24 protein-coding genes are annotated in these 23,662 nt (G+C 39.3%); 11 read left to right on the forward strand and 13 right to left on the reverse strand.

Going from position 1 to position 23,662, the window contains the following annotated elements; translation table 11 throughout:
• The first annotated feature begins 95 nt into the window (after positions 1 to 95).
• From QJ048_RS22755 to QJ048_RS22770, 4 genes are all read left to right on the forward strand, one after another.
• The gene (locus tag QJ048_RS22755) at positions 96 to 602 is read left to right on the forward strand and encodes a pyridoxamine 5'-phosphate oxidase family protein (RefSeq protein WP_282336764.1); all 507 of its coding nucleotides are present in this window, start codon (positions 96 to 98) and stop codon (positions 600 to 602) included.
• Between the two features lie 219 nt (positions 603 to 821).
• Entirely contained in the window at positions 822 to 1,871 is a 1,050-nt protein-coding gene (locus QJ048_RS22760; protein WP_282336765.1) for an AI-2E family transporter, read from the forward strand.
• A 118-nt stretch (positions 1,872 to 1,989) separates the two neighbouring features.
• Complete coding sequence (locus QJ048_RS22765) at positions 1,990 to 2,655, forward strand: porin family protein (protein ID WP_282336766.1); 666 nt, start codon at positions 1,990 to 1,992, stop codon at positions 2,653 to 2,655.
• Between the two features lie 142 nt (positions 2,656 to 2,797).
• Positions 2,798 to 2,974 carry a hypothetical protein gene (locus QJ048_RS22770; protein WP_282336767.1) on the forward strand — a complete coding sequence of 59 codons (177 nt, stop codon included), beginning with the start codon at positions 2,798 to 2,800 and terminating at the stop codon, positions 2,972 to 2,974.
• Positions 2,975 to 3,155: 181 nt separating this feature from the next.
• Here the strand turns inward: QJ048_RS22770 and QJ048_RS22775 are convergent, their stop codons facing one another.
• The 4 genes from QJ048_RS22775 to rpoN form a co-directional block, all read right to left on the reverse strand.
• A complete protein-coding gene (locus QJ048_RS22775) occupies positions 3,156 to 4,598 on the reverse strand; it encodes an ATP-binding response regulator (protein WP_282336768.1) in 1,443 nt (480 codons plus the stop codon).
• Entirely contained in the window at positions 4,579 to 6,192 is a 1,614-nt protein-coding gene (locus QJ048_RS22780; protein ID WP_282336769.1) for a PAS domain-containing sensor histidine kinase, read from the reverse strand. The genes QJ048_RS22775 and QJ048_RS22780 overlap by 20 nt, the downstream gene beginning before the upstream one ends.
• A 2-nt stretch (positions 6,193 to 6,194) precedes the next feature.
• On the reverse strand, positions 6,195 to 7,718 hold the full coding sequence (locus QJ048_RS22785) for a sigma-54-dependent transcriptional regulator (protein ID WP_282336770.1): 1,524 nt from the start codon (positions 7,716 to 7,718) through the stop codon (positions 6,195 to 6,197).
• 108 nt (positions 7,719 to 7,826) lie between these two features.
• Entirely contained in the window at positions 7,827 to 9,242 is a 1,416-nt protein-coding gene (gene rpoN, locus QJ048_RS22790) for an RNA polymerase factor sigma-54 (RefSeq protein ID WP_282336771.1), read from the reverse strand.
• A gap of 169 nt (positions 9,243 to 9,411) precedes the next feature.
• Here rpoN and QJ048_RS22795 point away from each other — a divergent pair, with 169 nt between their 5' ends.
• Positions 9,412 to 10,830 carry a sensor histidine kinase gene (locus QJ048_RS22795; protein WP_282336772.1) on the forward strand — a complete coding sequence of 473 codons (1,419 nt, stop codon included), beginning with the start codon at positions 9,412 to 9,414 and terminating at the stop codon, positions 10,828 to 10,830.
• 72 nt (positions 10,831 to 10,902) lie between these two features.
• Here the strand turns inward: QJ048_RS22795 and QJ048_RS22800 are convergent, their stop codons facing one another.
• On the reverse strand, positions 10,903 to 11,208 hold the full coding sequence (locus QJ048_RS22800) for a hypothetical protein (protein WP_282336773.1): 306 nt from the start codon (positions 11,206 to 11,208) through the stop codon (positions 10,903 to 10,905).
• Between the two features lie 178 nt (positions 11,209 to 11,386).
• Between QJ048_RS22800 and QJ048_RS22805 the strand changes: the two genes are divergently transcribed.
• Positions 11,387 to 11,548: a DUF1328 domain-containing protein gene (locus tag QJ048_RS22805; protein WP_282336774.1), complete on the forward strand. Its 162-nt coding sequence runs from the start codon at positions 11,387 to 11,389 to the stop codon at positions 11,546 to 11,548.
• Positions 11,549 to 11,678: 130 nt separating this feature from the next.
• Positions 11,679 to 12,101: a response regulator gene (locus tag QJ048_RS22810; RefSeq protein ID WP_282336775.1), complete on the forward strand. Its 423-nt coding sequence runs from the start codon at positions 11,679 to 11,681 to the stop codon at positions 12,099 to 12,101.
• Positions 12,102 to 12,176: 75 nt separating this feature from the next.
• On the opposite strand, the gene QJ048_RS22815 is transcribed toward QJ048_RS22810, so the two are convergent.
• The 3 genes from QJ048_RS22815 to QJ048_RS22825 form a co-directional block, all read right to left on the reverse strand.
• Positions 12,177 to 12,593: a hypothetical protein gene (locus QJ048_RS22815; RefSeq protein WP_282336776.1), complete on the reverse strand. Its 417-nt coding sequence runs from the start codon at positions 12,591 to 12,593 to the stop codon at positions 12,177 to 12,179.
• Positions 12,586 to 12,924 carry a phage holin family protein gene (locus tag QJ048_RS22820; RefSeq protein WP_282336777.1) on the reverse strand — a complete coding sequence of 113 codons (339 nt, stop codon included), beginning with the start codon at positions 12,922 to 12,924 and terminating at the stop codon, positions 12,586 to 12,588. Before QJ048_RS22820 ends, QJ048_RS22815 begins: the two co-directional genes overlap by 8 nt.
• A gap of 218 nt (positions 12,925 to 13,142) precedes the next feature.
• Positions 13,143 to 13,379 (reverse strand): YtxH domain-containing protein, encoded by a 237-nt coding sequence (locus QJ048_RS22825; protein WP_217794259.1) that lies wholly within the window; start codon positions 13,377 to 13,379, stop codon positions 13,143 to 13,145.
• Positions 13,380 to 13,600: 221 nt separating this feature from the next.
• Between QJ048_RS22825 and QJ048_RS22830 the strand changes: the two genes are divergently transcribed.
• Both QJ048_RS22830 and QJ048_RS22835 read left to right on the forward strand, forming a co-directional pair.
• On the forward strand, positions 13,601 to 14,014 hold the full coding sequence (locus QJ048_RS22830; protein WP_282336778.1) for a response regulator: 414 nt from the start codon (positions 13,601 to 13,603) through the stop codon (positions 14,012 to 14,014).
• Between the two features lie 301 nt (positions 14,015 to 14,315).
• Positions 14,316 to 14,768 carry a low affinity iron permease family protein gene (locus QJ048_RS22835; RefSeq protein ID WP_282336779.1) on the forward strand — a complete coding sequence of 151 codons (453 nt, stop codon included), beginning with the start codon at positions 14,316 to 14,318 and terminating at the stop codon, positions 14,766 to 14,768.
• Positions 14,769 to 14,836: 68 nt separating this feature from the next.
• On the opposite strand, the gene QJ048_RS22840 is transcribed toward QJ048_RS22835, so the two are convergent.
• From QJ048_RS22840 to lpxB, 3 genes are all read right to left on the reverse strand, one after another.
• Positions 14,837 to 15,010, reverse strand: a complete 174-nt coding sequence (locus tag QJ048_RS22840) for a DUF6728 family protein (RefSeq protein WP_282336780.1) — start codon at positions 15,008 to 15,010, stop codon at positions 14,837 to 14,839.
• A gap of 331 nt (positions 15,011 to 15,341) precedes the next feature.
• Positions 15,342 to 15,674: an MmcQ/YjbR family DNA-binding protein gene (locus tag QJ048_RS22845; RefSeq protein ID WP_282336781.1), complete on the reverse strand. Its 333-nt coding sequence runs from the start codon at positions 15,672 to 15,674 to the stop codon at positions 15,342 to 15,344.
• A 120-nt stretch (positions 15,675 to 15,794) separates the two neighbouring features.
• Complete coding sequence (gene lpxB, locus QJ048_RS22850; protein ID WP_282336782.1) at positions 15,795 to 16,943, reverse strand: lipid-A-disaccharide synthase; 1,149 nt, start codon at positions 16,941 to 16,943, stop codon at positions 15,795 to 15,797.
• 362 nt (positions 16,944 to 17,305) lie between these two features.
• Between lpxB and QJ048_RS22855 the strand changes: the two genes are divergently transcribed.
• A complete protein-coding gene (locus QJ048_RS22855) occupies positions 17,306 to 19,882 on the forward strand; it encodes a phosphoenolpyruvate carboxylase (protein ID WP_282336783.1) in 2,577 nt (858 codons plus the stop codon).
• Between the two features lie 187 nt (positions 19,883 to 20,069).
• Complete coding sequence (locus QJ048_RS22860) at positions 20,070 to 20,804, forward strand: DUF481 domain-containing protein (protein ID WP_282336784.1); 735 nt, start codon at positions 20,070 to 20,072, stop codon at positions 20,802 to 20,804.
• A 137-nt stretch (positions 20,805 to 20,941) separates the two neighbouring features.
• Here the strand turns inward: QJ048_RS22860 and QJ048_RS22865 are convergent, their stop codons facing one another.
• Both QJ048_RS22865 and QJ048_RS22870 read right to left on the reverse strand, forming a co-directional pair.
• Positions 20,942 to 22,024 (reverse strand): outer membrane beta-barrel protein, encoded by a 1,083-nt coding sequence (locus QJ048_RS22865; protein WP_282336785.1) that lies wholly within the window; start codon positions 22,022 to 22,024, stop codon positions 20,942 to 20,944.
• Positions 22,025 to 22,110: 86 nt separating this feature from the next.
• The gene (locus tag QJ048_RS22870) at positions 22,111 to 23,496 is read right to left on the reverse strand and encodes an ammonium transporter (protein ID WP_282336786.1); all 1,386 of its coding nucleotides are present in this window, start codon (positions 23,494 to 23,496) and stop codon (positions 22,111 to 22,113) included.
• Positions 23,497 to 23,662: the final 166 nt, after the last annotated feature.

Genomic DNA, 23,662 nt, shown 5'->3' on the forward strand with positions numbered 1-23,662 from the left:
TTCCGAATGAATGTTGCGTTATTAATTGTTAATTATTAATTATTAATTAGCTCTCCGCTTGGCATAGTTTTTTTAACCTTATTGTAAATTTCACTATGGACGCGCATGAAAAAAACGACCTGCAAAAGCTTAAAGAACTCGTAGAGGATATTCGTATCTGCATGTTCACAATTGTTGATGATCACTCTAAAATAAGCAGTAGGCCTATGTCTACAGTGAAGATCGATGAGAGTGGTTACATATGGTTTTTTACAAACGAATATTCAGAAACTATACAAGAATTATCAAAAGATAATGTGGTGAGTTTGATTTATGCTCATCCTTCGAAAAATATTTACGTTGATATTAAAGGGGCAACCTCTGTAATTATCGATAAGGATAGAATAAAAGAATTATGGAACCCAATGTTGAAAGCATGGTTCCCTAAAGGAATTGATGATCCTAAGCTTTGCCTCATCAAAGTTGCTCCGCAAGAAGCTTATTATTGGAAGAACTCTTCTAACCAGGCAATAGTATTTCTGAATATTTTGAAAGCTATTGCAACAAGAGAGCAATACTCAGAAGGAGAGCACGGTAAGATAAAGATCAATCAGCCAGTGTAATAGCGTTTTGATCCGTACCTCTTTTTAATTAATAATTAATAATGAATAGGGTTGCATTCTTGTTTTCGATCTCCCAGAACGGACGCATGAGCAAAAAGTGCAGAGGAACGAAATATTAATTTTTAATTATTATTAATTACCCAAATAGTTATTGTGTTAAAGCATCGCAGGAGAGTTCATTAGTTGGCTCTCCTTTGTTTTTTTAAATAGATTAATTACATGCAAACCTTTAATCTTCGGCTGAAACAAATTATTATCGTCATCATTATCGTGTTGCTGATCTACGTTGTGTTGCATGAACTCATCGCATTTGTGCCCGGCTTCTTGGGCGCAATAACACTTTATGTTTTAAGCAGGGCAAATTATTTTCAATTGGTCTATCAGCGAAAATGGAAACGTGGCTGGTCGGCGATGCTTATTATTTTTTATTACACTTTAGTAATTGGACTGCCAATCTATCTCGCCGTTACCTTGATAAGTCCCAAGATAGATTTACTGATACACAACAGTGACCAGGTTATTGCAAGTTTTAAAAAAGCAATCAATCATGTTCAGGCTAATTTTAGAACGCAATTTATATCCGAAAAAAAACTGGATGAATCACTGAATGCTGTCAGCCAGTATATTCCTTCACTGGTAAATAGTACAGCAAATGTGATTACTAATGTAGTACTGATGTTGTTTGTTCTTTATCACATGCTCATAAACGGAAGAGCCATGGAGCGAAATCTTGCACGTTTCATTCCTTTAAAACCTTCTAATGTAAATACGCTTGCATCAGAAACAAAGAAGATGGTGAAAGCCAATGCTATTGGTATTCCTATCATTTCATTAGTGCAGGGAACTGTTGCAATGCTTGGCTACTTCATATTTGGAGTAGATGAGTATTTGCTGTGGGGATTTATAACCGGTGTGTTTGCCTTCTTTCCTGTTGTAGGCACAGCAATCGTTTGGGGCCCATTGGTTATCTATATGTATGGCATAGGTATGAACTGGCAGGCAACATGGTTGGTCGTTTATAGTTTGCTGATAACGGGTAATGTAGACTATTTGATTCGCGTTACTTTACTCAAGAAAATGGGTGACATACATCCCATTATCACGATCTTCGGAGTTATTGTGGGGTTGAATTTATTTGGATTTATCGGCGTGGTTTTCGGACCGTTGCTCATTAGCTACATTTTGATTCTTATTGAAATTTATGTAAACGAATTTGTAGAAAATGATTTCACAATAACCGAGGAAGTGACCGCCGATTCTACATTGTGAGGTTTGAATTCTACATGAATTTAACGTTTTGCCAATGGCATCCTGTTTTAAATAGTACACTAGTTAAAAGAATATTTACCGCAGTCTTTGAGACCGCATTCACTAAAAAATAAGTACTATGAAACGGAAAAAAATCCTTGTGAAAGTTATTGGAATTACATTACTAAGTGCGATAACGATAAGAGCGTTTAGTCAGGAACAACAAACAAATTATGAAAGCAAACTGTCACCAAAATTTGGGATTAAGGGTGGGATAAATCTTTCCAATTTGCACGCAGACAATGTTGATGATGAACACATGAAAATAGGAGCAAACTTTGGTGTGTATGCTAAGCTTCCCGTTACTACAGGTTTCTCTATTCAGCCGGAGGTGCTGTACAGTATGAAAGGCGCACAGCTTAATTACAACAATGCGCTTATGGGAAGCGGTAAGTACAGGTTCAATTTGAATTATGTTGAAGTGCCTGTGCTTGCAGTTTTTAATGTTGCGAAAAATTTCAACATACACGCAGGTGGTTATGCAGCATACCTGGCATCTGTGAAAGTTAAGGACGTCGATAATGAGGGAAATGTGAACCACGTGAATGAATTAAACAAGGACAATTTCCAAAGTTTCGACTACGGTTTGCTAGGAGGTATCGGGTTTGATATTTCCAACGTTACACTCGGAGCAAGATATAACTATGGTCTCAAAGAGATCGGAAAGTCCGGCACCTTTGCTGGCGAAGTTGCAAACAACGCCAAAAATAGTGCTGTCTCTATATATGTAGGGTTTGCGTTTTAGGGGATTATGGTTAAAAGGGCTGTTGGGATTTATTTCAGCAGCCCTTTTTCAAGAGTGAAGGATTGAATGATTAAATGATTGAATAATTGAATAATTGAAATTCGAACATAATCCTAATCTAATCATCAGATAAATGAAGAGTATGAAACAGTTGTTTACAATAGTATTTCTTATGACGGTATTGCCCGTCTCATTGATCTCGTGCAGTGCGATTGAAGGTATATTTAAAGCAGGTGTGTGGAGTGGAATTATAATGGTAGTAGGAGTGATCGTATTGATCGGAGTTATTTTCTATAGCTTGTTTAGAAATAAAGATTAGTCTGCAAAGATGTGCATCGCTCTGTTTCACCACTAAGGCACTAAGGGCACTAAGTTGCACTAAGAAGTGCCCTGAAATTGAGACATAAAATTGTTGCAGAAATTGTGAATTATAAATGCCTTAGTGAAGCTTAGGCTCTTAGTGTTTTAGTGGTAAACTTTTCTCTGAATGCGAGGCATTCCTAGGCTTTCTCAAACGTTATTGTAAAAGTAGTTCCTTCGCCCGGTTCAGATTTTACATCAATGAACGCGTTGTGCGCCTGGAGAATATTTAGTGTCGAAGGCATCCCAAGTCCCATTCCATTTCGTTTTGTAGTGTAATACGGTTCGAACAGACGGCCTAAATCTTCCCGGCTCATACCAATGCCATTGTCCTGGATATACACGCTAGGTTTGGCTTTATCTTCAATAGCGATGGTTAACTTGCCCGAACACTTTTCTATAGCTTCCACTGCATTGTTTATTAGATTGGAAAAAGCAAGATGCAGTTTTTCTTTGTCGCCCATTATCATAACAGGCATTTCGGGTTCTTTGTAGTCGAGAGATATGCTTTTTAATGCAATGGTATCTTTAGCGACATTTAGATTTTCATGTATCACTTCCTGCAAGGAAACCGGCATAAGCTTAATTTCTGAAAAACGAAGTGACTGCAATAGCTCTGTGATCAGTGAATTGATGCGGCCGGAATTTCGATTGATGATCTCCATGTACACATGCGATTCATCGTCCTTCATGATATCCATCAACTGCTCCAGTGAAAGGTTGATATTGTTCAAAGGATTTCTTACCTCATGCGCTAAAGTGCGCACCAGTCGGCCCGCGGCAGCGAGCTTCTCAATGTTTAGCGACGCTTTTTCGTTGCGCTTTCTTTCAGTAATGTCATGAATAATGCCCTGGTAATATATCGTATGATTATCGCTGTCTTCATTTGACAAAGTGAGCAGGCAGTACTTAACTTGTCCCGTTGAGGTTTTTAATTCAACCTCGTAATCTTTTATCTCTTCGCCATTGTTGATCAACTCAAGAATATTTTTCTTCGCGCCATGATCAATAATAAAATCAAAAAAACGATATTGGTCAATTTGAGAAGGATCCAGTTGAAGCAATTCAAGACCGGCCGTATTTATTTGTATCAATCTTCCCTTGTGATCGCCAATGAAAATAGCATCTTTCGATTTTTCGAAAATGGTTCTGTATTTTTTTTCATTTGCTTTTAGTGCCTTTAAAGTTGCGCTCCTTTCCAGTGCATAACGAATGCAGCGCTCCAGCTTTTCAGGGGTTAATTCGCCTTTAACCAGATAGTCAGTGGCACCGATAACCACGGCCTGTCTGTCAATCTCAGGATTGCCTTTGCCGGTTAATAAAATGAAGGGCATCTCTGATCCTTCAGCAAGCGATTGATTAATGAAGTCTAAGCCAGTCTTAATGCCTAGGCGATAATCCACAAAGCAGATGTCGCAGTCGTTCTGACGCATTCTTTCGATAGCTGTGCTGTAGGAGTGGCACCAGTGTGACTTGAAAGTGCCGCTGGTAATGGATTGCAGATAATCATTCATTATGAAGTAATCATCTTCATCGTCTTCTACTACCATCACATTGAGAAGTCTATTCTTCAGTTGGGGCATTCGCTTTGGATTGTATTAAAGGAAGTATAATTGTAAAGGTAGCTCCTTTTTGAGGCTCGCCTTCAGCATAAATTACACCTTGGTGGTGATCAATTATTTTTTTGCAAATGGCAAGACCAATACCTGATCCGGGATATTCTGATTTGCCATGAAGGCGCTGGAATATCTGGAAAATTTTTTCTGCGTAGTCTTGTTCAAAACCAATTCCATTATCTGAGATACGAATAGAATAATAGCTTATGTCGCTGTAAAGCATGTGTTTTTTTCTTTCCCCGTTGTCAGTCAACCTGCAAGAAATATGAATTACCGGAGGTTCATCTCTCTTTCTGAATTTTATGGCATTGCTAAGCAGGTTAGAAAACAATTGCTTCACTTGTAGCGGAATGGCTTCTACTAAAGGAAGCACACTGTCAATTACCAGCTTAGCATTTGTGTCATCAAAAAGCAGTTCAAGTTCATTAGAAACTGTTTTAATGATAACGTTGAGATCAGTTGGTTCAAATATTTGAGTACGACGTGTAATTCTTGAAAACTCAAGCAGGTTATCGATCAGGCTTCTCATGATCTCTGCGGAGCTCATTATTCTTGTTAAATAAACTTTGCCATCATCGTTCAAAACGTCTCCATATTTGGTTTGCAGGCGCTCTCCGAAGGTTTGGATTTTTCTTAGCGGCTCCTGCATATCGTGCGATGCTACATAGGCAAATTCTTCTAGCTCTTTATTGGACTGATTAAGTGTTTTAATATTTTGACGAAGTTCCAGTTCTGTGAGTTCAGCCTGTGTAATATCCCGCGTAATGCCAAATATCCTCTTATGGTTACTGGTATCCGATGTAACAGTTCCATTGGTGCTTATAATTTTCTTTTCGCCGTTCCTTGTGGTGATATGGTAGATAATGTGGAAGTTCGTTTTGTTCTTAACCGCTTCATCAATCTTAGCGAGATAAATGTCCCTGTCAAGCGTATCAACGTGTTTTAAATAGAGGTCGTCATTAGTATCGATGTTTTCGCTTTTATTGTATCCGAAAATCTCATACAGTCCATCGGACCAGATCATTTCACCGGTTAACATGTTATGGCTGTAGGTGCCAAATTTCAGAAGCTTCTCTGAGTCGCTGACAAGTTGCAAATTTTTTTTCAGATCATCACTCACCTTCATTTGATCTGAAATGTCCTGTGCTATAAATAGAAAGGACCCTGGTGTGCCGTCTTCACTTTTTCTTAAAACAGTACCCAAGGTTTTAAAGTATCGCCAATCACCATTTTTGTGGTTTAGCCGGCTGTTGTATTCGTGTGATTCATCTCCGTTGAGATGGTAATATTTTTCAATTTCATTTTTAACAAGCTCAACGTCATCAGTAAAGATCACTTTCATGAGATCATTATCCCACTCCTCGAAATCTCCGTAGGTATACCCTAACAGGTCCGTGACTCGTTTATTTATATAGCTCAGCTTTTTGTTGCGTGCGTCGTATATATAAACCAGGGCCGGGATGAAGTCGGTTAATTTTTGCTGCCACTCGTTTCCAAAACCTGCAGATTCAAGTAGTGTTTTCAGGTTTTGAATGTTTTCTTTTTCTGATTCCGGATTCATGACTAGTCATTGTTAAATTCATGGAATTGCCTCATCTTATTATAAAGAGTTTTCCTATCAATATTGAGCAGTTTAGCAGCTTTACTTTTATTAAAGTTTACCTTCTTAAGTGCTTCCAATATCGTTTCATACTCTGCGTCCAATGATGCTTCTCTTAGGCTATTCTCATGAAGTTCTATCTTCTTCGGTGTAGTGTATATGGGTTGTGGTTGTGCAGGGTGCATTGGGGCAGCTCCGCTATAGGTATTGGCCGGTTGTGCATAGTCGATAGGAGTCATAGGTGCTGCCGGTATCACTGCTTCGTCAAACTGTAGTTTTTGGAAATTGGTAATTTCAAATGGCAATGAAATCACGTCGATCAATTGGCCATCTGTTAGCAGCGCTGAGCGTTTGATAACGTTTTTCAATTCACGCAGGTTGCCGTGCCAAACGTAGTTCACGAAGATTTGCTCTACCTGTGGTGTAAATCCTTGTATGGTTTTTTGCAATTCAATATTTGCCTGCTGAAGGAAATGTTTTGCAAACAACAGAATGTCGGCTTTTCTCTCTCTGAGTGGCGGTACGTTTATGCTAAACTCGTTGAAGCGGTGATAAAGGTCCTCGCGAAACTTTCCTTTTTTTGCTGCGTCGAGCAATTTCTCGTTGCTCGCTACAATGATGCGCACGTCCAGATCAATATCTTTCGTGCCTCCTATTCTGCGCATTTTTCTTTCCTGGATCACCCGTAATAGCGATACTTGTATATCATAACTCAAGTTTCCAATTTCATCAAGGAAAACTGTTCCTGTATTTGCCAGTTCGAATATGCCAATCTTTTGATTGATAGCGCCGGTAAATGATCCCTTCTCATGACCAAACAATTCGCTGCCGGCAAGTTCCTTGGAAAGAGCACCGCAGTCAATGGCCATAAAAGGCTTGCTGCTTCTTTTGCTTTGGTGGTGAATTTCTTTTGCAATTACTTCTTTACCGCTTCCGCTTTCACCATAAAGGATGATGCTGTAATTGGTGGGAGCAACACGTCTGATCTGCTCCATAATGTTAATGAACACCTGGCTTTCGCCAGAAATATAGTCGTCGTGGTGGAGTGCCTGTGATCCGGACGATACACTTGTTCTAACGGGCTTGTTATTGTCCTGTACCGGCGCTGCCGGCCTCGCAGGGTTGCCGCTCCTTTCCAGTGTCTTTTTGATCGTCAGCAAAATTTCATCCGGGAAAAGAGGCTTGGTTACATAGTCCGTAGCTCCGTTCTTTAAAACTTCTACAGCTGTTTTTATATCACTGTAGCCCGTAATAATGATTACGGGCAAACTGAAATTATATGCTTTGATCTGCATCAGCAGATCATTACCATTCATATCGTCAAGCCTATAATCTGAAAGAACGATATCGGGATTGAATGATTGTAACAGCTCCAGACCCTTTTTGCCTGAAGGTGCAGTAGCGACCTCATAACCTTTTTTATTTAGAAAACGGCTAAGCAGGTTGCACATGTCCATATCGTCATCGATTACCAGTATTTTATCCATCGTTTGAGTATTCGGGTAAGTTAGAAATTAGAAATCAGGAATTAGAAATTAGGAATTAGAATTAGCAATCGGACTTACATCTAATTCCTAACTCCTAATTAACTAAAATTATGCCCAAAGCCTGCGCATCTGTGACATCGGTATTTGCATTTGTTCCCTGTATTTTGTTACAGTGCGTCTTGCTACCGGCATTCCTTTGTTTGTAAGAATGGCCACGATCTGCTGATCAGTATATGGGCTGTTTTTATTTTCCATTGATATCAATTCCTGGATAGTTGATTGAATAAGTTTGTTGCTTACAGAATCTCCGTTTCCATTAATAATACCTTCAGTAAACAGATTTTTCAATGGTATTATACCAAAGTGTGTGTCCACAAATTTGTTGGAAGTAAGCCTTGATACAGTTGCGATTTCGATATCAAGTTTTTCTGCGATATTTTTTAAGATCATTGGTTTCAATGCTCTTATATCGCCTTCCATAAAATAATCCTTTTGATAATCCACGATTGTCCTAATTACTTTAAGCATATTGCTTTCTCTTTGCTTAATGGCGCTTATGAACCATTGTGCAGAAGCAAGTTTGCTCTTCATGTATTGTCTTTCGCTTTTGTTGCCTGTTTTATCCATTTCAATTCTCTCGCTCCATGCGGCATTTACATGCAGGTTTTGAGAGTATTGATTATGCAGTGAAACGATCAGTTCGTCATCTACTCTGTAAACTGAATAATCCGGAATGATAGTTTGCTTCGCATTGAAAGCATCCGACTGCGCTGTGATCGGTTTTGTTTTCAATTTAGCAATATGTTCTACTATTATTTTGAACTCTTCTTCATCTACTTTCAGCAAATCTCTTATCTTTTCAAACTGCGCAGTGCTCAATAGTTTGTAGTGGTCGCACAATAATTTGATGGCAAGTCTATCAACCACACTCTTTTTGTTTTTGCGTTCCAGTTGCAGCAAAAGACATTCGCAAATGCTGCGTGCTCCAATACCTACGGGATCGAGCGACTGCACTACTTTCAGCGCTTTTTCAAATTCTTCGGCAGTAACCATCTTGTGAGAGCTGAAGGAAAAATCATCAGAAATATCATCCATCGATTGTTCCAGCAATCCATCTTCATTTAAACTGTCGATCAGATAGTCTGCATAAACGCGGGTCTCATCATCAAGGTTGAGCAATTGTAACTGCTCCTTTGCTTCCTGTCTGAAATCTACGGATGCCCTCATTGGCACATTTACAAGATCACTATCAGGAAGATAGTTGTTGTATTCTAGTTTATAGTCGGGAATGTCATCATAACCATATTCTTCCCAATCCTGGAAATCTTGTGCTGCATTTTTATCAAACTTGTCTATACTTTCCGTATCATTGTTTTCTTCTTTTTCAAGAAATGGATTTTCTTCTAATTCATTTTGTATACGCAACTGTAGTTCTTGTTGTGTAAGCTGAAATAAGTTCAGCAATTGAATTTGTTGCGGTAATATTTTCAGGTTCTGCTTCTGTGTAAGATTTTGGCTTATCATAAACACGTCGTTTTTCTATTCACAGTAAGGCAAGCATGACACCAGATTTACAAAAAGGAGCAATAAAAATTTAAGAACTTGATAATGAGCACCTTTCCGGTATAATTTTTTTTGTTCGATACCGAGGCTGATTTTAAAAGTACAAAAAGTGTGGAAATAATTCTACAGTATGGCCAGATTTAAATTTAAGTTTTCATACATCCAGAAGAACTTCCAGTTTGTGGTAGTTGCATTTGTTATTTCACTTGCAACACTCATCGGCATTTCATTTCTTATACGGAAGCAGGTACATATTTACGGCCAGTATTCAGATGCAATTGAGCATTCCTTTGAAGTAATGAACAGGGTAGAAGTACTTGAGCAATTATTGAAGGATGCAGAAACCGGTGTGCGTGGTTATTTGTTAACAAATGACAGTGTTTTTCTTGACCCTTACCGAAACGTGAACGATAGCATTAAAAGGTCGATGGACGATCTTAAACATATTATCAGCAATAGCGAAAAATATGGGGGCAACAGCTCAGTGCAGTTAGACAGAATACGTTATATCAATGAGAAGATTATTTTGCAAACAAGCATATTGAATGATTTGTTGGTAAATCACACAAAACTAGATAAGGCCTTGCTGCGGAAAGGAAAGGATATCCTCGACAGTTTGAGGGTAAATTTTGATAGTATGCGCCAGTATGAGCTAGGCTTGCTTGCAAAGAGCCGGATAGAGAAGAACAGACTGAAGGAAGCAACTCCTGCATATTTGTCCTCGCTGCTTGCATTTTCCATTATTCTTACACTTGCTTCTTTTGCCTACATTCTTAAGGAGTTGTTTACCCGCTATAAATATCAAACTGAGCTTGAAAGGAAAATCGCAGAGCTTAACCAAAGCAATGAAGAATTGGAGCAAATTGCTTATGCATCATCCCATCATTTACAGGAGCCGCTTAGGAAGCTAAGGCTTTTTAGCAGTAAACTTTTGCATAAGTACAAAAATGATGTCGATAGTGATGTAAAAAAATCGGTAGAGCGGATTGACGCTTCTGCACTTGCTATGCAAGAACTTATTCAAAATTTTGCGGATTACACGAGTTTAGAAAAGCAACAGGAAAGCTTTACAAACGTATCGCTTAACACCGTGTTGTACCAGGCATTGTACCAGGTTCAAAATGAATTTTCTGCAAACGAGGCTGAACTGAAAACAGACAGGTTGCCTGAAGTAAAAGGTTCATTTCAAAGGTTGGTGCTGCTATTTAGAAATCTCCTTGAGAATTCAATAAAATATGCAAAGCCCGGTAGAATCCCGGAAATAACGGTTACCTATAGGACTGGGCCCTATGTGAAAAATGAAAAGAATAACAACCAGGAGTATCACATCGTATCTATACACGACAATGGGATAGGTTTTGATAATCAGTATGTAGAAAAGATCTTTGCGCTCTTCAGGAGATTACATACGCAGCAATCATTTTTTGAGGGGAAGGGAATCGGCCTGGCAATTTGTAAACGAATCATGTCTAATCACAACGGATACATTACAGCATCGGGAAAGGTGAATGAAGGAGCTTTGTTTGAACTCTACTTTCCTATTAATTAAAAATTGAAAATTGAAAGTTGAAAATGAATGGTATAACTGTAGCCGTCATTTTCAACTTTCAACATTCCATTTTCAACTAACTAGTTGTTTTCCCTCCATTTTGCTGCGCAAAGTATCGAATGCATCAAGTAAGGCATCTTCCCAGCGTTTGGAAATTGAATAGCCGGAAATAATGATGTTGTGCAGCGATAGTTTTAACAGTGCTACCTTATCCTTCTCACTTTCGTCCTTATAAGTTTCATACAGCTCAAGTTCAGCGGAATCAATGTTTCCAAATTCTTCCTGAATTTGTTTAAGCTTACTTGTCATCTTTCTGAGGAGAGAATAATAGCCGGCATTGTCAATTGCGGATGTCTTTGTAACAAAATTAAAATTCATATGACATGATTTAGTTTAACTGGTAAAAAAATGTGTGCCCATCCCATTTAGTTTTCATGTAGAAGATATTCCTCGAATGTTTCACAATTGCGATATTGATTTGCAAGTGTTTAACAATGGGTACATTTTTTGGATTAGTAGTTATCAAACAACATTGTTTCATCTAAAAACTACAATTATGTTACGTTGGACAATAACCTTTTTAGTAATAGCAATAATCGCTGCGGTACTTGGATTTGGGGGCATAGCAGCCAGTGCTGCCGGTATAGCAAAAATCTTATTCTTCGTATTTCTTGTGCTGTTTATTATTTCTCTCCTTACCGGAAGAGCAAGAGAATAGACAATCTTTTGGTCTCTCAAAAAGTGCTACTAAAGTTACATAAATTGGTTTGAAATTGTAATGACTAGTAGCACTTTTATTTTTTTCTTCTCATCATTAAAGCTAGCTTTATAGAAATTATAACACTAGTATGGAAAAGCTTTTCGTACTTATTGCTGAAGACGACGCAGATGACAGATTCTTATTACAGAACGCTTTTGAAGAGATGGGATATACTGATAAACTCGAGTTCGTGGAAAACGGTGTAGAGCTGATGGATTTTCTGCAAAACAATTCAAATAATTCGAATTCCGTTCCCGGCTTTATTTTGCTGGATCTTAACATGCCGAAAAAAGATGGGAGAGAAGTGCTGAAAGAATTAAAACAACATGAAGACTACAAGACAATTCCAGTAGTAGTTTTTTCCACTACAAAAAATGAAACAGAAGTTAAGAGATGTTATGAGCTCGGCGCAAACACATACGTTGTAAAGCCAGTGAGTTATGACTCTTTGCTAAAATTTGTTGAGAATATTCGAAGCTACTGGTTCAATGTTGCAACCATTCCAATGTAGAGCTAAGGCACTGCCTTGCCAGCAATACAATCAGATCCCATTTTTAAAGACAAGGAAGTGCCTTGTCTCTACAAGTTACAGATCCCGCTGCTTATCTGCCGCAATTTCCCCTTCGCCTGCTTTTTTACCGGATCTTTTAAAAAAATCCCTCAGTTTGCCGAACCAATTTTTTCCTTCACTAACATTCAACATGCTACTGGAATAGTTGCGGACAATTGTTGGTACAAGCAGTTTTGCAACGAACCCTGCATTGCCTAACAGCAACCTTCTTATAAGGACATCTACGCCTAAATCCAATCCCATATTTAACAACGGATTGTTCTTGTTTTTAGTAGATATTTTAGACACAAAACCCAGGGCATTTTCAAAAGGCTTCAACAGTTGCTTTGTGTTGTTCCATTCGCTTTGAATAGCAAGTTTTTGTGCGGCAAGCTCCGCAGAAAGTCTTTGCTCTTCTGCGACAAGTTGATGATAGGTAGAAATTTTATTCATAAATTTTTCTGACTATAAAGTTTTTAAGAGGCATTGTAACTTGTTTTTTACAAAGAAGAAAGATCAATCCGATCAAAAGGTAAGCGCCTGCAACAATAAAAAATCCAGCTTCCATATTGTTCATAGTATGGCCTATCCAGAGGCCAGCTCCGATACCAGCAAACATCAAACAGAATAGAAAGAGGCAAGTCACAAAAATCACCACAAGGCTTTCAGAAACAGCATTTGTTGCCTTCATTGTAGTTCTCACACGGGCATGTTCTATGAAGGTATTTACAAAATTGGTTGCCTGATCCGTGAGATTTGCCGCGCTTTTTTTCAAATCTTCCATAATAAAGTGTTTAAAAAAGAGCAGGTTCGTCCTGCTCTTTTATCGATTTTCAAGGGTAGCTGCAGCGAATTTTCGGACTTGCGAAAAAGCTACAGACACGTGAGGTAATAAGTTGTAGGTGATAAGTTTTGTGTTGTAGGTATAAAGCTACAAGTTCCCTTACTGCGGGACCTTCTTACTCACAACTCAGAACTCAAAAACTTAGAACTTATTACTTATTACGATAATTCAGAAGTAATTGAATTAGCTTTTTGTTTGTATTCACCCTTTAGTTTGTTTAGCTTATCCTTTCCACTGTCGAGTACTCCGCCTATTTTATCTGCCCAGTCTGCTGCAGTGTCCGCAATGTTCTTACGGGTAGTGCTTCCTTTTTCAGGAGCCATCAAAATACCTACTACTGCGCCTACTGCTGCTGCACCTAATATGCCCAATACGATTTTTGTTTGAGTTGTCATAATTGATTAAGTTTAAATGATTATTTGATGATAGTTTTCTTTGAGCAACGTTTAAAAAACTGTGCCATCGCTATAAGTATGTGGGAAATAAATTCCTCAGGTACAAGCTTTACATAACATAAATAACAACGGTTAATCTCTGAATGTTTTGATTAAAAATATAATTTAGTTTTTTAAAAAAAACGCTGGGAATTATTGAATGAACAAGAAGAATGAAAGCCATGGAAAATCCTCAAACAAATATAACAGCAACAAAGTCAATCGTGTATTTTAAAAATAACGACATAAAGAGAAATAAAGTCCTGATCATAGATGATGAGGAAGATCTTTGTATGTTGCTGAAAAACTATCTTACAAGAAAAAACTTCGAGGTATTTATTGCCCACACTTTAAACGAGGGACTGTCGGCACTAAATGAAGTAAAACCCGACATATTATTCCTTGACAACAACCTGCCTGATGGCACGGGTTGGGATAAAGCCTCGGATCTTTCGCTGCTTTATCCACATCTACGCATTAATCTTATCAGCGCTTTTCATCCAACTCTCCCAGACGGGAATCACCACAACATTAATATCATAGATAAGCCTGTTTCGTTAAAACAGATCGATAAGTTTGTTTCCTCCATCAGCTGAACTTTCAGGATTTTATTTGCGTTAATTGTTTTCCCAAAATAAGAATGGGTATAAAGTTAGCAATATACAGGAGTGAGAAACTCTTTGTTGCGGCGTTCAAGCCGTTTGGCTTTGTCCTCATGCCTTTTGATAGTGATCAGTTCAAATTGAAAATGGAAAAACAATGAATACTTATAATCATCACTCCGAAGACCATTCTAAAGCATCTGAAGGAATAAGTAAAAAATTAGATTGCAACAACGATTTAATTGGCCCCGATGCAAATGTGAAGATCTCAAAGATATCCCGCTTCTATAACAAGATGTCTAGTGTTATTACTAAATCTACCGGGAGCCCCGTGGCACTAATCATTGCGATGTCGATTATTATTATCTGGGCAGTAACCGGCCCTATTTTCCATTACTCGGATACCTGGCAACTGGTGATCAATACAGGCACAACCATCATTACCTTCTTAATGGTATTCATCATTCAGCAATCGCAAAATAAGGATACTGTTGCCGTTCATTTAAAACTCAATGAATTGATCGCTGTAAACGAGCATGCGAGCAATCGACTTGTTGATATTGAAGATTTAAGCGATAAAGAGTTGGAGGTGCTTAAAAGATTCTACATAAAGCTCTCAGAGCTGGCTGAAAACGATAAGGAATTGTTTACCACCCACTCACTCGATGAAGCCGCCGAGAATAGAACTAAAAAGATTAAGGCGAAGATGGGAAGACATGGTGGAGAAATAGGAGTGAATGATAAGTAAAAGGTGAAAAGTAAAAATTCAAAATTGCGGCAGCACTTTTGAATTTTTACTTTTCACTTTGAATTTATTTAGTGCCTATGGAAAAAAATAGCTCTTATAATTATAAACAATATGGCTGCTAAAAACATGAATATGGAAATGCGGTTGATGCCGTGCATGTATCTTATCCAGGATGTAGTGGGAGCTTTTGGATCTTTTTTCTTTATGTACAGATATTCTGCAAGTTGGCGCCAGATTCCCATGGGACAAATTTGAAATTTGAGATTAGATATTTGAAATACAAAGTTACAGGAAAAGGGCACGCAGATTGGACTGATTTACGCTGGTGCTGAACCGATGATTTATTAAATTACTTAAGAAAATCGCACCGTCATTGCGAGGCCTGCGATAGATAGCTGTTCGAGTTTGTAAAAACGGCTTAAAGTTCGGAAATCGGCCGAAGCAATCTCCACACGCGGCCCGCAGAGATTGCTTCGCCCCACTCTCTGCGATTTTGACATTGTTTTGATATTCCAACCATTCGTTCTCAGCCGGGTCTCGCAATGACGGACTGCGCTCGCTTCAATTAGTCGATCATTTCTTCCTGGCCTTCTTCGCCACCAACCCGTACGAATCATCAATCATTTCGCACAGTTGCTTTTTCGTCAAGCTTCCATCAATAATCACTGTGTTCCAGTGTTGTTTGTTCATGTGATAACCGGGCAATACACTGCTGTATCGTTCGCGCCACTCGATGGCCTTATCAGGATCGCATTTCGCATTAAACTGCAATGGATTGCTGTTAAGCGAAATAAGCAAAAATATTTTACCGTTCGTTTTGTAAACAAGCGTCTCGTCTCCAAATGGAAACGTTTCCTCAACGTCATTCTTTTTAAGACAATAGGCTTGTAATTCTTCGATGTCCATGTAAGCAGGAATTAGAAATTAGGAATTAGAACAACAGCACGCAGATGACACTGATTGAACTGATTTACGCAGATGTTTTCTATAGCCGATCTATATCACCCACATGTCAGTTCTAAAATATCAGCGTAAATCTGCTCGATCTGCGTCAACTGCGTGCCTTCTCTTCACGAACTCCACGATGCTCCTCGCCGCATTTGCAGAAGCGTCGCCGCCCTTTGTCAGTAAATGTTTTAGCTCGGAATAATCGCTTTGTAATTGTTGCCTGCGGGTTTCGTCGTTGAATAATCTGTTCAGCTCATCTTTTATTTTCACAGGGTTCATTTCATCCTGTATCAATTCTTTTACAACTTCTTTATCCATAATCAAATTTACAAGGCAGATGTATTTTACTTTGATCAATTGTCTCGCGATAAGGTAGGAGACAGGATTGCCTTTGTAGCAGATTACTTCAGGCACATCGAACAACGCCGTTTCCAAAGTAGCAGTGCCAGAGGTTACAAGCGCTGCGCTGCTTTGCAGCAGCAACTTGTAAGTTTGATTGCTTACCGTACTTACATTGGGATATTGTGTAATGAACTGGGCAAAGAAATCATCAGTAAGGCTCGGTGCTTTCGCAATGATGAATTGATAGTCAGGAAAATCTTTACTCACTTCCAGCATCACCGGCAATTTTTTCGCCACTTCCTGCTTGCGGCTGCCCGGAAGTAGCGCAATTATTTTTTTATCGCTTAACGGGGCTTCGTCTTTTAAATTTTTCTTCGCATCTTCTATCACCTGCACCAGCGGATGACCAACATATTCCACATCCCATTGCCATCTGTCTTTATAATAATCTTTTTCGAACGGCAGGATCACCAGCATTTTGTCGATGTATTGCTTCATCTTCTTCACGCGGTTTTCTTTCCATGCCCACACCTGAGGAGAAATGTAAAACACGATTTTATAACCCTGCTGCTTGCCCCATTCGGCAATGCGCAGGTTAAAGCCCGGATAGTCGATCAGTACCAATACATCTGGCTTGAAATGCTCAATGTCTTCCTTGCAGAATTTTAAGTTTTTTAAAATCGTTGAAAGGTTCGCCACTACTTCCACAAAACCCATAAAAGCCAGGTCCCTATAGTGTTTTACTAATGTACCGCCGGCATTCTGCATAAGATCGCCACCCCAGCAACGGATGTCTGCAGCCGCGTCTTGTTTCTTCAACTCTTTAATGAGGTTACTTCCATGCAAATCGCCCGAAGCCTCGCCGGCAATAATGTAGTATTTCATATGGCCGCAAGATAGCAATAACTGAGAAACTGACTAACTGACTAACTGGGTAATTGCACAGTTGTTAGTTGTTAGATTTTAATGACGGATAGCTAAACCTGAACGCTAACACCCAACAACTATTAACTACCAGCTGACTCAGTTATCTAACGCCTGAGACTTCCTTCCATTCTTAGAGAAAAACTAACGTTCATAAGTATTCTGCAATTGTTCATTGAATTAATCAATACTTAATACAAAAAATAAAATAATCGAAGTTATTTGAGATAAATTCAAACAGATCGAGGCAATTTTTGTATTTTTAGCCATCGTTTGTTTGCCAACATTCACCCAACATTTTACATTTCAAATTTAGAGGTTTCATGGACAACCAATCTTCTGCTCTTACATTGTTTAAAAACCAGGTGGGTATCAAGTTTCAGTTATACAACAGTTTGTTCACCTCACTGCCATTTCACCGCATCGAAAAAACAGGCATTCTGCTTTCTTTACTGCTTACCATTTGCGAAGATGGTTACCGCAACAGGCAGAGCCCGATGCAGATTATGGACGATTTTTTTGCAAGGCAAACAACATTCACAACTGAAGCCGAAAAGCTTGATCTGCTCTTTCGTTTCGTGCAATACGTAGAAAGACAGGTGGTGCTTTTTGATGCGCTGGAAGATGCTGCCTTCAGGCAGATCAACGATATGAACGGCGTGGGAACTTTGCGCCACTTATCGTCTGAAGTGATGCAGGATCACAAAGAAAACGAACTCGCCAAATTGTTGGAAGATTTCGGCGTTCGCTTGGTGTTAACTGCGCACCCTACACAATTTTATCCAGGTCCCGTTTTGGGAATTATCAATGATCTATCAAGAGCTGTAATTGAAAATGATTCCAGCGATATCAATATGTATCTGCAACAACTTGGAAAGACGCCGTTTTTCCAAAAAGCAAAACCAACTCCTTACGATGAGGCGTTGAGTTTGTTGTGGTACATGGAAAATATATTCTATCCTGCATCGGGACGCATTTTGACTTACATCAAAACGCAATTCCCTAATGCTGTTCCCGAAGAGCATTCATTGATTCAAATGGGCTTCTGGCCGGGTGGTGACAGAGATGGGAACCCGTTCGTAACAGTAGACACGACGTTAAAAGTTGCGGAAGCTTTAAGAGGTGGCATCATCAAGTGTTACTACCAGGATGTTCGCAGACTAAAACGCAGACTGACTTTCAAAGGTGTTGAAAATGTATTGGCAGATCTGGAAAAGAAACTGTATGATAACATATTTGTTCCAGGTCAGCAAGCAAACATTACTGCAAAGGAAATGCTCGATACTTTGAAGCAGGTTAAAGAAACCATCATTTACCAGCACAATGGTTTGTTCCTACATCTGGTAGAAAACTTCATCAACAAAGTAGAGATATTCGGATTGCACTTCGCTTCGCTGGATGTGCGACAGGATTCTTCTGTACACGCAAGTGTGCTGGAAGAAATTGCACAGTCTACAAAGGCCTTGCCTGACAATTATGCTTCTTTAAAAGACAAAGAAAAAATTGAAGCGCTTACGCAAATAACAACTGTTATCAAAGGCGAAGATCTGAAATCGGATATCGCAAAAGATACGATCAAGACTGCAAAAGCGATTCAGCAAATTCAGCAATACAACGGTGAGCCCGGTTGTAACCGCTACATCATCAGCCAATGCAATAGTGCGTTGAACGCCATGGAGGTGTTTGGTTTGCTACTATTGGCTGGTTGGAAAAAAGATTCCATGAAAGTGGATATCGTTCCACTGTTTGAAACCATCGACGATCTAAGAAATGCTGCAGAAGTGATGAAGGAGCTGTACGATCATCCAGTTTACCGCAAGCATCTTAAAAAGAGACGCGACAAGCAGACGATCATGCTTGGCTTCTCCGACGGCACAAAAGACGGCGGCTACCTGATGGCAAACTGGAGCATCTTCAAAGCAAAAGAAGAGCTGACAAGGCTTTCAAAAGAATACGATATTGAGGTCATCTTCTTTGATGGTCGTGGTGGTCCTCCTGCTCGTGGTGGTGGAAAAACGCATAAATTCTATGCGTCTATGGGAAAAAATATTTCCAACAAGGAAATACAATTGACTATACAAGGCCAAACTGTAAGCTCCAATTTCGGAACAGCCGATGCTGCCCAATTCAATATCGAGCAATTGATACATGCCGGCATTTCCAACAGTCTTTTCTCCAAACGCAATTTCACTTTGGAGAAAAAAGAAGAGACTTTGTTGCAAAAGCTTGCTGAATCAAGCTTTAAATCGTTCTCTCAATTGAAAGGACACCCGGATTTTCTTAACTATTTGTCACAGATAAGCCCGCTGAAATTTTACAGCGAAACAAACATCGGAAGCCGTCCGGCAAAACGCGGTGGCGGCGCCAGAATGACGTTGAAAGATCTTCGTGCCATTCCATTCGTAGGTTCATGGAGCCAGTTGAAACAAAACGTAACTGGTTACTATGGTGTGGGAAGTGCATTGAAGGAATTTGATGATAAAGGCAAATGGAAAGAAGTAAAAGAGTTGTATGAAAATTCTCTGTTCGTAAAAACGCTTATTGATAACTGTGAAATGAGTATGAAGAAATGTTTCTTCCCGCTTACGTTCCATTTATCAAAACATCCTGTACACGGCGAGATCTGGAATATGATCTACAGCGAATATGAACTTACAAAGAAATACTTGTTCAAGCTTACCGGCAAGAATGAATTGATGGCCGATTACCCTGTAGAGCAATTGTCCATACAGGTGAGGGAAAGAATTGTATTGCCATTGGTAACCATTCAGCAATTTGCAATCAACCGCATTCGCGAAATAGAAGATCAAAGACAAAACGCGCCGATAAAAGCCACTTACGAGAAGTTGGTAATGCGTTGCTCGTTTGGTATTATTAATGCGGGAAGAAATTCGGCGTAGGTTAATTGCCACAGAGGCACGGAGAAGAGGAAATATTATTATCTGGCGATCACCACGATTCGTTTCTTCACAAAGCTCAACTCGGCAATTGGCTTTCAAAATAGATTTTTCAACAGAGGCACAAAGAACGGGGAAATTATTTCCTCCTCTCTGTGCCTCTGTGGCATAAAATATGGTAATTGGATATATGAAATGGTTAAGTCTAGTTTTAATATTCTTCTTTTGTGTACAAAGTTTTGCACAATTCAATGATAGCACACACTATTATGCACGCTTTGCATCAACTGGTGTCATCAATAAAACCGATGGCGCAAACTCTTATGTGTGGAGCAATTTCGCCACCTATAATATTGATAAACGCAAGTACTTCTTAAACACTGCCGCCAGTTATATTTATGGTGAGAATGATGGCGGATTAACGAATAACGATTTTGCCACCACTGCCAGTTTTGATTATTTGAAAAAACAAAAGAGGCTATACTACTGGGCATTGGTAAACTACGATAAAAGTTATTCGCTCCAAATTACCAACCGCTTACAAGCCGGTGTAGGATTGGCTTACAAGTTTATACAGGATTCAACGGGAAGAGAGGATTTTACAATTAGCGATGGATTCCTCTACGAAAAATCCAATCTTATCGACGATAAATTAGGGAAGGATGATTATCAAACGGTGCGAAATAGCTTTCGCATTCGATATCATTTTACAATTAAAGACATTCTTGTTATTGATGGAAATAATTTCTTTCAACCTTCTATTTTAGATATCAGCGACTACGTTATAAAAGCCACCAATACACTCTCCTTTAAGTTATACAGATGGCTGAGCATAACCGCTGCACAAACCTACAATAGGGTTAATCGCACCGAGCGGGAGAACTTGCTGTTGACTTTTGGTTTAACCATTGATAAATACTTTTAGTCAATTCAGTTATTCAATCATTCAGTCAAAAAAAAGCCCCTGGAAAGGGGCCCTCTGATTGTTGTGGTTAAATAAATCAATCTATATTACCTGGCTAAGGTGTTGTATCGAAATATGTGTAACTAAACTTTGAACTTTTAGAAATGATAGATTGCTGCTACCAACAATGTAGCTGTGCTTTTTGTGGTAGTGCCATCATGTTTTGTAAACATTTCCTTACCAGAGTTATCATATCTAACCTCAGGAATGATGGTTAAACCATCCACTTTGAAGTTAGCTGAAAGTGTGGTTTCAAAGAAGCTTGTGCCAAAGGCGCCACCACTTACTGCTTGTTTATCATCAAAGTATTCTCCTCTCAAAGTAAGGCCAAACCACGGTTTTGGATCAAGGTTGAAGTACAATGCAGAACCCCACCAACTTTTAGTATCGCCATATTTGCCGTTGTCATCTTTAGCCTTCACCATTTGTACGGTTCCGTTATAACCAATGCTGAACTTTGGAGAAAGAGCGCCTGTAACAACCGCGTCTATCTGGTTCATTTTGGCAGTACCGTTTGCGTTGCCGCCCTGGTAGTTCAGGTATAGTTTGACTGCATCTTTTGCCAGTGAAGTGCTATACTGGCCTATTATGAATTTTTTTGAGAAATCAGCATATTTTAAATCGCTTGGATCAGAAATGCCCAGCATGAAAGTGCTTTTGCCTACGCTGAATTCACCTTTCAAACCGGTATTAAAGAACGGGCCATAAGAGAACATGTAAGACATACTGTAGTTTCTGTTCAGATAAGCGTCTACCAGTTCGTAACCGATGTGCGTGGCCCAGCTACCTGCGGTGAACTTCACATTTTTCCATGGAGTGTAATACAGATAAGCCTGTTTCACGATCAAACTGCTCTTTGTATCGTTGTAAGAAAACTCATCCGCCCTTTTTCCGTAACCCAAGTCGATAACACCGCCAACTTTCCCAACACTATGCTCCAGTTTTATGGAAGCCATGTTAAAAGTGAAAGAATTTTGTGAATTAGTGAAACTGGTATAATTGTTAAACGTTTCTGCCTCTTTTGGTGGATTGCTTAAATTGTATCTATAGAAAACGTCAATTGAACCAGTGATATTTAAATTAGGTTTCTTTTCTTCAACAGTTGTAGTAGTAGAGTCTTGCGAATAGGCAGTAGAAAATCCTGCCAACAACGTGGCTGATGCAAATAATTTTCTTAACATTGTTTTGGTTTTTAAGTGTTAATAAAAAAGGTACGGCTTATCAGGGCTTGGTCAGAAGCCCTGATGTTCAAGCTGTACCTTCTTTTTTAGAATTCTGCAGGTGTTTCTTTCATTGCTCCGTTATTGCTAACCAGCAAAGTACCTTGCAAATATTTTTCGTTGTGTTGAGATTCGTCGAGACCTTTTTCTTCATCTTCAGCAGTTACGCGGATTGGAAGGATAAGGTTGATGAATTTGAAGATGCCATATGACATGATGAAGCTATATGATACCACAATACCTAAAGCTTTAAGCTGAGTAAGGAAGAATGCAGGGTTGCCATAGAAAAGACCGTCGTTACCAGCAGAGTTAACTGCTTTTGTAGCGAACACACCTGTAAGCAACATACCTACCATACCGCCAACGCCGTGACAAGGGAATACATCCAAAGTGTCGTCAAGAGTAGATTTTGATTTGTAATAAACTGCAGCATTAGATATGATTGCAGCAACTACACCGATGAACACGCTTTGAGGGATTGCAACAAAACCGGCAGCAGGAGTGATAGCCACCAAACCTACAACTGCACCTATACAGAAACCAAGTACAGAAGGTTTTTTACCGCGCATAACATCAAAGAACATCCATGATAAACCGGCAGCAGCAGCTGCTGTGTTAGTGGTAGCGAAAGCAGAAACAGCCAGACCATTTGCAGCCAGTGCAGAGCCTGCGTTGAAACCGAACCAACCGAACCACAACAAACCTGTACCGATCAATACGTAAGGAATGTTAGCTGGTGGAATTTCTTTGTGATCCATGTGAGATTGTCTGCGTTTCAATACCAAAGCTCCTGCAAGAGCAGCACAACCTGCAGAAATGTGTACCACTGTACCGCCTGCAAAGTCTAATACTCCCATTTTAAAAAGGAAGCCATCAGGGTGCCATGTCCAGTGTGCAATTGGTGCATAAACCAACAAGCTGAACAATGCAATGAAAAGAATATATGAAGTGAAACGGATACGCTCAGCAACCGCTCCTACTACAAGGCCCGGAGTGATGATCGCAAACATTAACTGGAACAACGCAAATAAAGTAAGTGGTATAGAAGGGGCGAGGCTCCATGGAGCACCTGAGTTTACACCTTTAAAAAACAAGTGTGTCATTGGGTTTCCGATAATGCCTCCGATAGACTGGCCGAAGCAAAGGCTGTAACCAACAGTTACCCAAAGGATGCTTACCACACCGGCAGCAACCACACTTTTGATCATTGTAGAAATAACATTTTTTCTGTGTACCATACCGCCATAGAAAAAGGCAAGGCCTGGTGTCATTAGAAATACAAGTGCAGTAGCTACAAGGATCCAGGCAATATCAGCAGCGCTGTATTTGCCACCATCGTCGAAATTAGGTAAGGTGGGAACGAAAATGCAACAGACTGCGATGATCGCAAGAATGAGAAAGGGAAGAATTTGTTTGGCGGTCAACTTACTCATGGCGGATGATTTAGTTTTAAGTATTATGAATAATCAAATATGAATATCTAACTCTAAATTAAAAAACTAAATGATACTATGCCACAAAAAAGATATATATTTTAAATGATAATATGAATGAAAGTGTAGAAATTTTTCGACAATGGAGAGGCGCTGTATTTTTTAT

It is taken from the genome of Pinibacter soli (assembly GCF_029961145.1).
Lineage (GTDB): Bacteria > Bacteroidota > Bacteroidia > Chitinophagales > Chitinophagaceae > Pinibacter > Pinibacter soli.